Here is a 14,150-nt window from a genome sequence, read left to right on the forward strand (position 1 = left end):
GGCACAATGGCGCGCCGCGCTCCCCCGCGATCGCGGCGCCCAACCGATGCGAGAAGCCCGTACAAGTCATGAGTGAAGAAACTGGCGTTGCGGCCGTGGATCGGGCGCTGAGCATCCTGGCAGCCTTCAGCCCCAACGACCGCAGCCTCACGCTGACCCAGATCGCCGAGCGCACCGGCCTGTACAAGAGCACCGTGCTGCGCCTGATCGAATCCCTCGCGCGCGCCCACTACCTCGTGCGCATCACCGACGGCAGCTACCAGATCGGCCCCAAGCCGCTGCAGCTCGGCGCCATCTTCCAGCGACAGTTCCACACGTCGGAATACGTTCCCCCCGTGCTGCGCGAACTCGTCGCCCAGCTCGGTGAAAGCGCTTCCTACTACGTGCCGGCCCAGAACGGCCGCATCTGCCTGCACCGCGTGGACGCGCCGCGCATGATCCGCGACGCCGTGCGCGAAGGAGACTGGCGGCCGCTGGAGAACGGCGCGGCCGGCACCATCATCCTGGCCTTCCGCGGCACCCCGGGCGACCGACTCGACCGCGTGCGCCGCGAGTTCTGGGCCGCGTCGCTCGGCAACGAGGTCGATCCCGAACTGGCCGCCGTCTCCGTGCCCGTGTTCGCCGCCGATGGACAAATCGCCGGCGCCCTGAGCATCTCGGGCCCCCGCTACCGCCTGGAAGAGAACGGCACCCGCAGCTTCGTCCCCGCGCTGCTCGCCGCCGCCCGGCGGCTGTCGGCGAACTTCGGGGCCGATACCAGCGTCTATCCCGCGCAGGAAGACGCCCGTTAGGAGCGCTGGAACACCAGCGCGTCCACCGCCATCACGCCTTGCCCCTCGGGCAGGATCAGCAGCGGGTTGACCTCGGCCTCGGCGATGCGCATTGCGGGTTTGAGCGCCAGTTGCGAGAGCGCGCTCACCGTGTGCGCCAGGGCCTCCAGGTCGCCGCGCGCCTTGCCACGCAGGCCCGTCAGGGGCTTCAGGGCTTTGACCTCGGCGACCATCTCGCGCGCCGTTTCGACCGTCACTGGAGCGAGGCGGATGCTGCGATCCTTGGCGACCTCGGCCCAGATGCCGCCTGCGGCCAGCATGACGATAGGGCCGGCGTCGGCATCGACGCGGTAGCCGACGAGCACTTCGGCCAGCCCCTTTTGCATGGGCTGCACCAGCACCGTGTCGCACGCGGCCTGGGGTGCACGCTCGTCGAGATTGCGGCGCAGCGTCGTCATGGCCTCGGCCAGCTCCTCGCTGCTGCCGATGTTCAGCAGCACGCCGCCAACCTCGGTTTTGTGCGGGATCTCGGCCGAGCAGACCTTGGCGACCACGGGGTAGGCGAAGGGCAGCGGCGGCGGCGCCTCGCCGAAGCGGCGCAGGGCCACGGGCGCGTGCGGCACGCCGAGTTCATCGAGCACGCCGTAGGCATCGGCCTCGCTCAAGGTCTGCGCGGGGCCGGGCGCGGGCAGCACGGGTTCCTGGCCCGGCGGGCGGCGCGCGAGCACGGCGGCGATGGCGTCGCCGCAGGCCTCGGGCGTGCGGAAGCACGGCACGCCGGCGGCGGTGAGCGCGGCCAGGGCTTCGGGCGCGTCGGGAACGAGCATGGCGGCGAGGGGCTTGGGGCTGCCGTCCGCGCATTCGACGATGGGCTTGACGGCCAGTTGCGGCTGGAAGCGCGCGGACGAGCCGACGATGGCCAGCACCAGGTCGAACTCCGGCGCGGTGAGCAGGATGTCCAGCGTGCCCTTCATGGTCTCGTATTTGGTGCCCGCGAGCGTCATGTCGAGCACGCGGCCCGGCGTGCAAGGCAGGCCGGCCTGCTCCAGCCGCCTCAATGTTTCGTTTGATGGCGGCTCCACGACCACGCCGCGGATGCCGAGCTGCTCCACCGCCATCGCCGCGCCGCCGCCCGTGGTGGTGACCACGCCGACGCGCTTCGGTGCGCTCGCCAGCGGAATGCGCCGCGCGAGCGGGAAGGTTTCGAGCAGCGCCTCCAGCACGCCCACGCGGGCGACGCCCATGTCTTTCAGGAACGCGTCGGCGATGTCGTCCTCGCCCGCGATGGCGCCGGTGTGCGTGGTGGCCATCTCGGCCGCTGCCGCCGAGCGGCCGAGCTTGTAGGCGATGACGGGCTTGCCCGCGCGCTGCGCCGCGCGCGCGAAGGCGCGCAACTCGGGGCCGTGGCGCAGGCTCTCCAGGAACAGCAGGTAGCCTTCGATGCCGGGGTCATCGAGTGTGGCGGCGCAGATCTCGCCCATGTTCAAATCCACCTCGCTGCCCACCGACACCAGCCCCGCGAAGCCCACGCCGCGCGCCTTGCCGCGCGAGACCAGCGCGCCGATCATGCTGCCGCTGTGCGAGGCGACGAACACCTTGCCGGGCGGGATGTCCGGCTCGGCGAAGGCCGCGTTGGCCGTGAGCACCAGGCCCGTGCGCGGGTTGACCACGCCCAGGCTGCTGGGGCCGAGGATGCGGATGCCCGTCTCTCGCGCGATGGCGCGCAGCTCTTCCTCGCGCTGCGCGCCTTCGTGGCCCGATTCAGAGAAGCCGCTCGCCAGGATGGTGACCACGCGCACGCCCAGCGCCGCGCATTCGCGCACGGCCGGGATCACCGTCTCGGTGGGCGTGAGCACGAACACCTGGTCGGGCACCTCGGGCAGGCTTTGCAGACTGGGCCAGGCCTTGAGGCCCTGGATCTCGTCGCGCCGGGGGTTGATGGGATAGATGCGGCCCGCGAAGCCCGAGCGCTGGAGGAACTGCACCGGGCGCCCGCCCATCTTGCCCACGTCGTCGGAGGCGCCGTAGAGCGCCACGCTGGCCGGGTGCAGCAGCGCCTGGGCCAATCGGCTGTCGTTGTCTGAAGTCATTGCATGTCGATCTTGATGGCCTTGAACTGCTCGGCCCAGTGCGCCACTTCGCGCTGGATGTCGGCGCGGAATTCCGCGGGGCTGCTGCCGATCACGATGGCGCCCTGCGATTCGAGCTTGCTGCGGATCTCGGGCACCTGCAGCGCCTCGACCGCGGCGGCGTGCAGCTTCTGCACGATGGCGGCGGGCGTGCCCGCCGGGGCCAGCAGGCCGTTCCACGAGTCGGAGATCATCGCGGGGTAGCCCGCCTCGGCGAACGTGGGCACATCGGGCAGGCCCGAGAGGCGCTGCGGCCCGGCGACGGCCAGGGGCTTGACCTTGCCCGCCTGCAGGTGCGGCATGGCGCCGGTGGCGGTCATGAAGGCCATGTCCACGTGGCCCGCGATCAGGTCGGTCATGACGTTGCTCGCGCCCTTGTAGGGGATGTGCGTGAGCTTGACGCCCGCGAGCTTCTGGAACATTTCCGTCGCCATGTGCTGCGAGCCGCCCAGGCCCGTGGTGCCGTAGGTGAGCTTGCCCGGCTCCTTCTTCGCCAGCGCCACCACCTCCTGGACGCTGCCCACGCCCAGGGTGGTCCGCACGGCCAGCACGCCAGGCGCGGACGAGAGCTTGGAGATGGGCTCGAAGCTCCTGGCGGCTTCGAACTTCAGGTTCTTGTAGACGTGGCTGTTCATGGTGAGCGGCGCGGCGGCCACCAGCAGCGTGTAGCCATCGGGCGCGGCCGCCGCCACGGCCTCGGAGGCGATGTTGGAGCCCGCGCCCGCGCGGTTGTCCACCACGAAGGGCTGGCCCAGCCTGGTCTGCAGGTGCGCGGCGACCATGCGCGCGACCGCGTCCGTGGGGCCGCCGGCGGAATAGCCGACGATGATGCGCACGGGCTTCGAGGGGTAGGCCGGGTCGGCCGCGGCCATGTTCCATGCGCAGGCCGCGAGGGCGGCCAGGGGAAAGATGCGGCGCTTCATTTCGGCTCCTTGGCCATACGTTGCGGGAAGGTCTTGCCGAACACACCCTCGGCAATGCGGTTCTTCAATATCTCGATGGAGCCGCCGGCGATCATCCAGCCGCGCGTGCGGCGCACGCAGTACTCCACCAGCGACTCCTGGCTGAAGCCCATGCCGCCCATGACCTGCAGCGCGTCGTTGGAAACCTCCCAGCCCGCGAGGTTGCAGGCCAGCTTGGCCATGGCCGTGCTCTGCGCGCTGGGCAGGCCGTGCTCGCCCTCCATCGCGGCGCGGTAGAGCATGAGCTGGGCCTGCTCCAGCTTCAGCGCCATCTCGGCGAACTTCCACTGGATGCCCTGGAACTCGCACAGCTCGCGGCCGAACTGCCGGCGCGTCAGCGCATGCTCGCGCGCGGTGTTGAACGCATGGCGCCCCACGGCCAGCGCGCGCGCGGAGTTGCCCAGGCGCTCCACGTTGAAGCCCGAGATCTGCTTCTTGAACCCGCCCGCGCCCAGCAGCACGTTTTCCTTGGGGATGCGGCAGTTCTCGAAATAGAGCTGCGACCACTGCTCGCCGTTCATGAACGACGAGGGCTGGCCCACCTCGAAGCCCGGCGTGCCCTTCTCGACCAGCACCGAGCCGATGCCGCCCACGCCGGGGCCGAAGCGCACGTAGACCAGGAACAGCTCCGCCTCCGGGCTGTGCGTGGAGAACACCTTGCTGCCGTTGATGAGAAAGCCGTCGCCATCGGGCGTGGCCGAGGTCTTGAGCTCGGTCACGGCCGAGCCCGCATCGGGCTCGGTCATGCCCAGCGAGACGAGCTTGCGGCCCGCCAGCAGGTCGGGCAGGAAGCGGCGCTTCTGCTCAGGCGTGGCGTATTCGACGAAGGTGCGGATGGGCCCGAAGTTGCCCGCCTGCACGATGTCGGCGCTCTTGGGGCAGACCAGCGCCACCTGCTCGATGGCCAGCACCGCGTGCATCAGCGTGCCGCCCTGGCCGCCGTCCGCCTCGGGGAAGGCGATGCCCAGCAGGCCCTGCTCGGCCAGCAGCGCGGCCGTCTCCCAGGGGTAGTGGGGCGAATGGGCGCGCGCCAGCGCGCCGTCCTTGAGCTTGTCCTGGGCAAAGCGCGCCACCGAGTCGGCGAATGCCTGGTGTTCTTCGCTGAGTGTGAAATCCATGCGTGTTCCTGGTGGGTTCGATCGGCGTGCATCGTGCCCAGCGCCCCGCTGCTTGAGAACTTCGCGTTGCGTCGCCTGCCCTGACAAATACTCATGCCAGCACCACTTCTGTGAAGTTCACAGCGGCGCGCGGCGGCGCGACCATCGGTGCCATGCCTACACACGACACCACCGCCGTCCAGCGCTTCGCCGCGTTCGCCGCCTCGCTGAACGGCGCGCCGCTCGCCCCCGAGGTCATCCACCACGCCAAGCGCGCCATCGTCGACTGGTACGCCGCCCTGCTGCCCGGCGCGGTGGAGCCGCCGCCCACGCTGCTGGAGCAGGCCCTGGCCGAAGACCTGGACCGTGGCGGCGCGCGCCTGGCCCTGGGCCGCGCGGCCACGGTGCGCACGGCCGCGCTCATCAACGGCACGGCCGCGCACACGGTGGAGGTGGACGACATCTACCGAGAGGCCATCTACCACCCCGGCGCGCCCACCATCGCCGCCGCGCTGGCCTTGGCGCAGGCACGCCAGGCCACGGGCATGGACATGATCCGCGCCGTGGTGGCGGGCTACGAAGTCTCCACGCGCATCGGCGCGGCGCTGGGGCGCGCGCACTACCGCCACTGGCACAACACGGGCACCGTGGGCACCTTCGGCGCCGTGTCGGCCGCCGCCGCGCTGCTGGGGCTGGATGCCGATCGGCACGCGCACGCGCTCGCCACCGGCGCCACCTTCGCGGCAGGCTTGCAGCAGGCGTTCCGCATGGATTCCATGTCCAAACCGCTGCACGCGGGCCACGCGGCCGAGGCCGGCGTGCTGGCCGCGCTGGCGGCCGAGCGCGGCGTGACCGGCTCGCTCGACGTGCTGGACGGCGACGCGGGCCTGGGCCGCGCCATGAGCGACGGGCCTGACTGGCACGCCGCCACGGCCACGCTTGGCCAGGACTTCCACATCACGCGCATGACGTTCAAGAACCACGCCTGCTGCGGCCACACCTTCGCGCCCATCGACGGCGCGCTGGTGCTGCAGCAGCGCATGGGCCTGCGCTGGCAGGACGTGGACACGGTGGAGATCGCCACCTACGCCCCCGCGCTCGCCGTGGCGGGCAACGCCGACCCGCGCACGGCCGCCGAGGCGCGCTTTTCCATCCCCTTCGTGGTGGCCACGGCGCTGATCCACGGCAGCGTGCGCCTGTCGGCCTTCACGCCCGGGCGGCTCGCGGATGCGGACATCCGCGCACTCATGGCACGCATCCGCCTCGCCGTCGATCCCGAGCTGGACGCGCGCTTTCCGGGCCAGCGCGCCGCGCGCGTGCGCTTCACCGCCACGGACGGCCGCCAGGGCGAATTCCTGCAACCCACGCGCAAGGGCGACCCGGAGCAGCCGCTCACCGACGCGGAGCTGTCGGACAAGTTCATGGAGCTGGCCGCGCCCGTGCTGGGCGAGGCGCGCGCGGGCGCGCTGCTGGCGCGCCTGTGGGCGCTGGATGCGTGCGAGCGGGTGGATGAACTATCAATTTAATAGCTGCTCGCGCTTACTATTGCTTGATTTCATATGTTTTTCATCCTCAAACCCAATGACAACAAGCGCCAGCAGCTCCTGTTTTTGATGCAACCCCAGCCATGACAAAAGCGCATCCCTGCCCGACAAATAGTCGGTTCCCCCGGGGCTGACGCTATGGAACAGTGAACGCCGGAGACACGCCCGCCATGCACACCACCAACGACGATCTGGCCCGCCGGGGCCGCTGGGTCAACGTGACCTTCCTGCTACGGAAGGGCGCGGATGACTACCTCATCACCCTGCGCGAGGGCCGCGTGGAGCGCATCGCGCCCGGCCCGCACGTGATGCCCTGCTGGACGTTCGCGCTCGTGGCGGAAGGCGACGCGTGGGAGCGCTTCTGGGCGGCCGAGCCGCAGCCGCGCTTCCACGACCTGATGGCCATGGTGCGCTTCAAGACGCTGCGCATCGAGGGCGACATGACGGTCTTCATGCGCAACCTGCTGTATTTCAAGGCGCTCGTGAAGCAACTCGGAGATCAAATCCATGCGCGTTGAAAAAGAAAACATCACCGGCGGCTATGTGAATTTCGAGATCGCGGGCCGCATGTGCCGCGTCTATTACGAAACCGCCGGCAGCGGCCAGCCCCTGCTGTGCCTGCATACGGCGGGCAGCGACACGCGCCAGTACCGGGGCCTGCTCAACGCGCCCGAGCTCACCGCGAACCACCAGGTGATCTGCTTCGACATGCCCTGGCATGGCAAGTCCTCGCCGCCCGAGGGCTGGCACACCGAGGAATACCGCCTGACCAGCACGCTCTACGTGCAGACCATCCTGGCCTTCATGGACGCGATGCAGGTCGAGCGCCCCATCGCCATGGGCTGCTCCATCGGCGGGCGCGTGGTGCTGCACCTGGCGCTGCAACAACCTGAGCGCTTCAAGGCGCTGATCGGCCTGCAATCAGGTGCGCACGTCAACCCCTACTACGACCTGGACTGGCTGCACCGCCCCGACGTGCACGGCGGCGAGGTCTGCGCGGGCATCGTCTCCGGCCTCGTTGGCCCAGGCAGCCCCGAGCGCGACCGCTGGGAAACGCTGTGGCACTACATGCAAGGGGGGCCCGGCGTGTTCAAGGGCGACCTGCACTTCTACACGGGCGAGGGCGACCTGCGCGGGCGCGTGCAGCGCATCGACACCGCGCGCTGCCCGCTCTATCTGCTCACGGGCGAATACGACTATTCGTGCACGCCCGAGGACAGCGAAGACCTCGCGCGCCTGATCCCCGGCGCACAACTGCAAATCATGCCGGGCCTGGGCCACTTCCCGATGAGCGAGGCGCCGCAAGCCTTTCTGCAACACCTGCTGCCCGTGCTGCAGCGCATTCAAGGAAACACATGAAAGCCGGATTCATCGGCCTGGGCCGCATGGGCCTGGCCCTGGCCTCGCACCTGCTGCGCAACGGCGTGGATTTGACGGTGCACGACATCCAGAGCGCGCCCGTGGACAAGCTCGCGGCCCAGGGCGCGAAGCGCGCCGCCAGCGTGCAGGCGCTGGCGGCCGGCGTGGACGTGGTGTTCACCATGCTGCCCGGCCCGAAGCAGGCGCGCGAGGTGATCCTGGGCGAAGGCGGCGTGCTCGCCGGGCTGCGCGAGGGCGCGTTCCTCGTGGAGCTGAGCACCATCGACACCGACACCGTGGACGCGCTCGCCGCCGCCGCTGCAAAGCAGGGCGTGCGCTTCGCCGACGCGCCCGTGGGTCGCCTGGCCGCGCACGCCGACCGGGGTGAGTCGCTGTTCATGCTCGGTGCATCCGAGCAAGACCGCGCCGCGCTGGAGCCGCTGCTGCTGAAGATGGGCACCACGGTGCTGCACTGCGGCGCGCCGGGCAGCGGCACGCGCATGAAGCTCATCAACAACCTCATGGTGCTGTGCTACTGCCAGCTCAACTCCGAGGCGCTGGTGCTCGCGGGTGCGCTGGGGCTGGACGCGCGCAAGACCTTCGACGTGCTCACGGGCACCACGGCATCGAACGGGCAGCTCAAGGACAAGTGGCCCGTGAAGGTGCTCGCGGGCGACCTGGCGCCGGGCTTCGACATCGCGCTGGGCTTCAAGGATCTGACGTTGGCCTGCCAGGCCGCGCAGTCCGCGGGCATCTCGCTGCCGATGGGCAACCTCGCCCGCAGCCTGTTCCAGCTCGCACGCCATGCCGGCAAGGACGGGCAGGACACCTCGTGCATGACCGACTTCTGGGCCGAGTCCAACGGCCAGCCACTGATCCGCCTCTAGACATTCCACACAAGGAGACAAGCCATGAAACTCACCTTCACCCAGGCGGCGCTCGGCGCCACGCTGCTCGCCGCATCCATGCTCGCGCCCGCGCAGGACAAGAGCGCGCGCATCTCGGACGGCATCGTCAAGATCGGCGTGCTGACCGACATCAACGGCCCCTTCATGGACAACGTGGGCAAGGGCTCCATCGTGGCGACCGAGATCGCCATCGAAGAATTCAAGGGCAAGGTACTCGGCTACCCCATCCAGATGGTCACGGCCGACCATCAGAACAAGGCCGACGTGGCCTCCACCCGCGTGCGCGAATGGTTCGACCGCGACCAGGTGGACGCGGTGACCGAGCTGGGCAACAGCGCCGTCGCCCTGGCCGCGATGAAGCTCGCGCAGGACAAGGGCCGCATCTCCATCGTGACCGGCGCGGGCGCGGTGCGCATCTCCAGCGAGGACTGCACGCCCAACAACCTGCACTGGGTGTACGACACCTATTCGCTCGCCAAGGTGGGCACGCAGTCGGTGGTGAAGAACGGCGCCAAGACCTGGTACTACCTGACGGCCGACTACGCCTTCGGCCATTCGCTGGAAAACGACGGCAAGCGCTTCATCGAGGCGGCGGGCGGCCAGGTGCTGGGCTCCTCGCGCTACCCGTTCCCGGGCAACGACTTCGCGTCCTACATCATCAAGGCTCAGGGCAGCAAGGCCAACGCGGTGGCCATCGCCACGGCGGGGCTCGACTTGCAGAACGCCATCAAGCAGGGCAAGGAGTTCGGCCTGGCCAGCGGCGGGCAGAAGACCGTGGCCATGCTCATGAGCATCATGGACGTGCACGGCGTGGGCCTGAAGGACGCCGGCGGCATGCTGTTCGCCGAGTCGTTCTACTGGGATCTGGACGATACCTCGCGCGCCTTCTCGCGCAAGTTCTTCGAGCGCACCAAGCGCATGCCCACCGCGCTGCAGGCCGGGCAGTATTCGGCCACGCTGAACTACCTGAAGGCCATCGAAAAGGCCAAGTCCGACGACGTGGCCGACGTGATGAAGGCCATCAAGAGCATGCCCATCCAGGACGCCTTCGCCAAGAACGGCAAGGTGCGCGCCGACGGCAAGATGATCCACGACATGTACCTGGTGCGCGTGAAGACGCCCAAGGAATCGCAGGCCGCGTGGGACTACTACACGGTGCTGGAGACGGTGCCGGGCGAGCAGGCGTTCCATTCCCCCGCTGAGAGCAAGTGCCCATTGCTCAAGCCGTGAACACCTACCGCATCCTCGCCGTGAAGTACGCCACGGTGGAGCGCGCGCGGGGCAGCAACTTCCTGCACCCCGCGCCGGGCGACCCCGAGGCGCCGATGGCGCTGGACTTCTTCGTCTGGCTGATCGACGGCCCCGGCGGCGCGGTGCTGGTGGACACGGGCTTCAGCCCCGCATCGGCCACCGCGCGGCAGCGGCGCTACCTGGTCTCGCCGCTCGAATCGCTGCACCGTCTGGGCCATGCGCCCGAGGGCATCCCCGACGTGGTGGTCACGCACCTGCACTACGACCACGCGGGCAACGTGGGCGAGTTCCCCGCCGCCACCGTCTGGGTGCAGGAGCGCGAGGTGCGCTACGCCACGGGCGACTGCATGTGCGATCCGAAGCAGAACCATTTCTTCTCGACCGACGACGTGGCCGTGCTCATCAAGCGCCTGTACCGGGGCGACGTGCGGCTCATCGACGGCTTCCACGCATTGCGCGACGGCATCGAGCTGCACCGCGTGGGCGGCCACACCGACGGCCTGCAGGTGGTGCGCGTGCGCACCGCGCGCGGCTGGGTGGTGCTGGCGTCCGACGCGGCGCACTACTACGAGAACCTCGCGCTGCAAAACCCTTTCCCCGCCATCTACAGCCTGCCCGACATGCTGGCCGGCTACGCGCGCATCCGCGAGTTGGCCGATGGCGAAGACCGCATCGTGCCCGGCCACGACCCTGCCGTCTGCACGCGCTTCGAGAGCGCGGGCGTGGACGGCGTACATGCCTACCGCATTGCCTGATTTTTGGAGACACCCCTGATGACCGCTTTCAACAAACGCGCCTTCTTGCTGGGCAGCATCGCCCTCGCCGCCAGCACCGCCTTCGCCCAGCCCGCAAGCGACTGGCCCGCAGCCAAGCCCGTGACCATCGTGGTCGGCTTTTCCGCGGGCGGCCCGACCGACGTGGTGGCGCGCATCGTGGCCGAGCAGCTTTCCACGAAGTTCAAGCAGAGCTTCGTGGTGGACAACAAGGCCGGCGCCTCCGGCGGCGTGGCGGCCAACCTCGTCAAGCAGGCCGCGCCCGACGGCTACACGCTGATGTTCGGCAGCAGCAGCACGCTGTCCATCATCCCCACGCTGCAAAAGACCGGCTACGACCCGCTGCGTGACTTCACGGCCATCGCGCTGGTGGCGAGCTACCCGTACTTCCTCGTCGCGCCCGCGTCGTCCAGCATCACGTCGCTCGACGAACTGCTCAAGCAAGGGCGCGCCAGCGGCTCGCAATTGAGCTACGGCTCGGCCGGCAATGGCGCGGTGAACCACCTCGCGGGTGAATGGTTCAAGCACGAGGCGAAGATCAACGCGGTGCACGTGCCCTACAAGGGCGACTCGGCGGCGGTGACCGATCTCGTGGCGGGGCGGCTGGACTTCGCCTTCCTCGCGGGCTCGGTGGCGCTGCCGCAGGTCAAGGCGGGCAAGATGCGCGTGCTGGCCTCGGCCAGCGCCGTGGCGGGGCGCGGCGGCGAGGGCGTGCCCACGCTGGGCGACCGCTACCCCGGCTTCGCGGCCGAGCCGTGGAACGGCCTGATGGGCCCCAAGGGCGTGCCCGAGCCCATCGTCGCCAAGCTGAATGCCGCCGTGAACGAGATCATGGCCCGCCCGGACGTGCTGGCACGCCTCGGGCCCATGGAGCAGTACGCCTTCACCGGCACGCCGCAGCAGTTCACCGACCACATCAAGACGCAGACCGAGCGCTGGGCCTCGGTCATCAAGACTTCGAACATCAAGGCCGACTGATGCAGTACACCCAATTCATCGCGGGCGAGTTCCGCCAGGGCACGTCCGACGAACGCTTCACCGTCATCGACCCGAGCACGGGCCAGCCGCTGGGCGACTACGCCCATGCCGCGCCGGCCGACGTGCAGGCCGCCATCGACGCGGCCGAGGGCGCCCTGCGCGCGTGGCGCAGCACCTCGGCGCTGGAGCGCTCGGTATTGCTGCGCCGCGTGGCTGCGCTGATGCGCGAGCGCGGCGACGCCATCGCCACGCAGATCGCGCGCGAGCTGGGCAAGCCCTTCGGCGAGGCGCAAAAGGAAGTGGTGACCGCCGCCGAGATGTTCGAGTGGGCGGCCGAGGAGGCGCGCCGCATCTACGGCCGCACCATTCCCGCGCGCGCCGGCGGCATCACGCAGACCGTGGCGCTGGAGCCCATCGGCATGGTGGCCGCGTTCGCGGGCTGGAACGCGCCGGCCATCACGCCCTCGCGCAAGATCAGCGGCGCGCTGGCTGCGGGCTGCACCATCGTCATCAAGCCCTCTGAGGAAACAGCCGGCGTGGCGCTGCACATCGCCCACGCGGTGCAGGACGCGGGCGTGCCCGACGGCGTGGTCAACCTGGTGTTCGGCGAGCCCGGCGCCATCGCCGACCAGCTCTGCGCATCGCCGCAGGTGCACATGGTCACCTTCACCGGCGCCACCGCGGTCGGCAAGCAGATAGGGGCCAAGGCCGCGCTGACCATGAAGCGCGCCACGCTGGAGCTGGGCGGGCATGCGCCGGTGGTCGTTTGCGACGATGTGGACGTGGATCGCGTGGCGCGCGCCGCCGTGGCCACCAAGTACCGCAACACGGGGCAGGTCTGCACCTCGCCCACGCGCGTCCTGGTGCAGGCGGGCGTGTTCGATGCGTTCTGCGAACGCTTCGTGCAGGCCGCGCAGGCACTGAAGGTGGGCGACCCGTTCGACGCGGCCACGCAGATGGGGCCGCTGAAGAACCAGCGCCGCCTGCAGTCCATCGATCGCCTGGTGCAGGACGCGCGCGACCACGGCCTCACCGTCGCCACGGGCGGCGAGCGCATCGGCACCGAGGGCTTCTTCTACCGGCCCACGGTGCTCGTGCGGCCTTCGCGCGACTGCGACGCGGCGAACATCGAGCCCTTCGGCCCGGTGGCGCTCATCAGCCCGTTCGGCGAACTGGATGAGGCCATCGCCGAAGCCAACCGCCTGCCCTTCGGCCTGGCGGCCTATGCGTTCACGAACAACGTGCAGCGCGCCCACCGACTCGCGGGCGAGATCGACAGCGGCGTGGTCTGCATCAACGAGTGGCAGGCCTCGCTGCCCGAGACGCCCTTCGGCGGCCACAAGGACAGCGGCCTGGGCTCGGAAGGCGGCATCGAGGGCCTGCAGGAATTCCTGCGCGTGAAGTGCGTGCGCCAGGGAGCGTCGGCATGAGCGGCCCGATCCTGGGCTTCGTCGGCGTGGGCGTGATGGGCGAGGGCATGTGCCGCAACCTGCTCGCCAAGAGCGGCCAGCCGGTGCACGTGGCCGACATGCAGGCCGAGAACGTGGCGCGCCTCGCCACGCTGGGCGCCGTGGCCTCCAGCGTACGCGCGCTGCGCGAGACGGCGCACACGGTGTTCCTCTCGCTGCCCTCCATCGACCAGGTGGAAGAAGTCTGCCTCGGCGCCGACCCGCTCGTCGCCCCCGGCGGCAGCGTGAAGACCGTGGTGGACATGAGCACCAGCGACGTGCCGCGCACCCGCGCGCTGGCCAAGCGGCTGGCCGCGCTGGGCGTGCGCTTCCTCGACGCGCCCGTGGCCCGCAGCCGCGAGGCCGCGAACAACGGCACGCTGCTCATCACCGTGGGCGGCCCGGCCGACCTGTTCGAGTCCGTGGCGCCGTGGCTGCGCTGCATGGGCTCCGACGTGGTGCACTGCGGCGGCGTGGGCGCGGGGCAGGTGGTCAAGATCATGAACAACATGGTGCTGCTCTCCACCGTCAACGCGCTGGCCGAGGCCATGGCGATCGCCGAGGCGGCGGGCGTGGACAAGGGCCTGCTCGCGGGCGTGCTGCGGCTGGGATCGGCCGACTCGTTCGCGCTCAAGCTCACAGGCGAACGGCTGGCGACGGACGTGTTCCCCGAGAAGCTGTTCCCCACCGCCTACGCGCTCAAGGATCTGAAGCTGGCGCTGGGCCTCGCGCAGGCCTCGGGCATCCAGCCCGCCGTGGCGCAGGCCACGGCCGCGCTGCTGGAGGCGGCCTGCGCGCGCGGCTATGCGATGAACTACTACCCGGTGATCTACCGGCTGGTACGGAAAACATAGTGCTTCCGGGTATGGCCGCTTTAATCCGCTTTCTTGACGAAGACAACTCGTTGGTGTTTCCATTGACGCATAGCAAA

The 14,150-nt window shown here is 69.7% G+C and carries 13 protein-coding genes; 10 read left to right on the forward strand and 3 right to left on the reverse strand.

Annotated features, from left to right (window positions below; all coding sequences use genetic code 11):
* Nucleotides 1-68: 68 nt before the first annotated feature.
* A complete protein-coding gene (locus tag AAG689_RS21025; protein WP_406623613.1) occupies nucleotides 69-791 on the forward strand; it encodes an IclR family transcriptional regulator in 723 nt (240 codons plus the stop codon).
* Here AAG689_RS21025 and AAG689_RS21030 read toward each other — a convergent pair.
* The 3 genes from AAG689_RS21030 to AAG689_RS21040 are packed head-to-tail and all read right to left on the reverse strand — an operon-like array spanning nucleotide 788 to nucleotide 4,979.
* On the reverse strand, nucleotides 788-2,860 hold the full coding sequence (locus AAG689_RS21030) for an acetate--CoA ligase family protein (protein ID WP_406623614.1): 2,073 nt from the start codon (nucleotides 2,858-2,860) through the stop codon (nucleotides 788-790). The genes AAG689_RS21025 and AAG689_RS21030 overlap by 4 nt on opposite strands.
* Entirely contained in the window at nucleotides 2,857-3,822 is a 966-nt protein-coding gene (locus tag AAG689_RS21035) for a Bug family tripartite tricarboxylate transporter substrate binding protein (RefSeq protein WP_406623615.1), read from the reverse strand. The genes AAG689_RS21030 and AAG689_RS21035 overlap by 4 nt, the downstream gene beginning before the upstream one ends.
* Complete coding sequence (locus tag AAG689_RS21040; protein ID WP_406623616.1) at nucleotides 3,819-4,979, reverse strand: acyl-CoA dehydrogenase family protein; 1,161 nt, start codon at nucleotides 4,977-4,979, stop codon at nucleotides 3,819-3,821. Before AAG689_RS21040 ends, AAG689_RS21035 begins: the two co-directional genes overlap by 4 nt.
* 152 nt (nucleotides 4,980-5,131) lie before the next feature.
* Between AAG689_RS21040 and AAG689_RS21045 the strand changes: the two genes are divergently transcribed.
* The 9 genes from AAG689_RS21045 (at nucleotide 5,132) to AAG689_RS21085 (ending at nucleotide 14,073) form a co-directional block, all read left to right on the forward strand.
* A complete protein-coding gene (locus AAG689_RS21045) occupies nucleotides 5,132-6,484 on the forward strand; it encodes an MmgE/PrpD family protein (protein WP_406623617.1) in 1,353 nt (450 codons plus the stop codon).
* A 188-nt stretch (nucleotides 6,485-6,672) separates the two neighbouring features.
* Nucleotides 6,673-7,020 carry a hypothetical protein gene (locus AAG689_RS21050; protein WP_406623618.1) on the forward strand — a complete coding sequence of 116 codons (348 nt, stop codon included), beginning with the start codon at nucleotides 6,673-6,675 and terminating at the stop codon, nucleotides 7,018-7,020.
* Complete coding sequence (locus AAG689_RS21055) at nucleotides 7,010-7,861, forward strand: alpha/beta fold hydrolase (RefSeq protein WP_406623619.1); 852 nt, start codon at nucleotides 7,010-7,012, stop codon at nucleotides 7,859-7,861. The genes AAG689_RS21050 and AAG689_RS21055 overlap by 11 nt, the downstream gene beginning before the upstream one ends.
* Nucleotides 7,858-8,748 carry an NAD(P)-dependent oxidoreductase gene (locus AAG689_RS21060; protein WP_406623620.1) on the forward strand — a complete coding sequence of 297 codons (891 nt, stop codon included), beginning with the start codon at nucleotides 7,858-7,860 and terminating at the stop codon, nucleotides 8,746-8,748. Before AAG689_RS21055 ends, AAG689_RS21060 begins: the two co-directional genes overlap by 4 nt.
* A gap of 24 nt (nucleotides 8,749-8,772) precedes the next feature.
* Nucleotides 8,773-9,999 (forward strand): ABC transporter substrate-binding protein, encoded by a 1,227-nt coding sequence (locus AAG689_RS21065; protein ID WP_406623621.1) that lies wholly within the window; start codon nucleotides 8,773-8,775, stop codon nucleotides 9,997-9,999.
* The gene (locus AAG689_RS21070) at nucleotides 9,996-10,775 is read left to right on the forward strand and encodes an N-acyl homoserine lactonase family protein (RefSeq protein WP_406626383.1); all 780 of its coding nucleotides are present in this window, start codon (nucleotides 9,996-9,998) and stop codon (nucleotides 10,773-10,775) included. The genes AAG689_RS21065 and AAG689_RS21070 overlap by 4 nt, the downstream gene beginning before the upstream one ends.
* Nucleotides 10,776-10,793: 18 nt before the next feature.
* On the forward strand, nucleotides 10,794-11,771 hold the full coding sequence (locus tag AAG689_RS21075; protein ID WP_406623622.1) for a Bug family tripartite tricarboxylate transporter substrate binding protein: 978 nt from the start codon (nucleotides 10,794-10,796) through the stop codon (nucleotides 11,769-11,771).
* Nucleotides 11,771-13,201, forward strand: a complete 1,431-nt coding sequence (locus AAG689_RS21080) for an NAD-dependent succinate-semialdehyde dehydrogenase (RefSeq protein WP_406623623.1) — start codon at nucleotides 11,771-11,773, stop codon at nucleotides 13,199-13,201. The genes AAG689_RS21075 and AAG689_RS21080 overlap by 1 nt, the downstream gene beginning before the upstream one ends.
* On the forward strand, nucleotides 13,198-14,073 hold the full coding sequence (locus AAG689_RS21085) for an NAD(P)-dependent oxidoreductase (RefSeq protein ID WP_406623624.1): 876 nt from the start codon (nucleotides 13,198-13,200) through the stop codon (nucleotides 14,071-14,073). The genes AAG689_RS21080 and AAG689_RS21085 overlap by 4 nt, the downstream gene beginning before the upstream one ends.
* Nucleotides 14,074-14,150: the final 77 nt, after the last annotated feature.

The organism is Acidovorax sp. SDU_ACID1, from assembly GCF_045291395.1.
In the GTDB taxonomy this organism is placed as follows: domain Bacteria; phylum Pseudomonadota; class Gammaproteobacteria; order Burkholderiales; family Burkholderiaceae_C; genus MR-S7.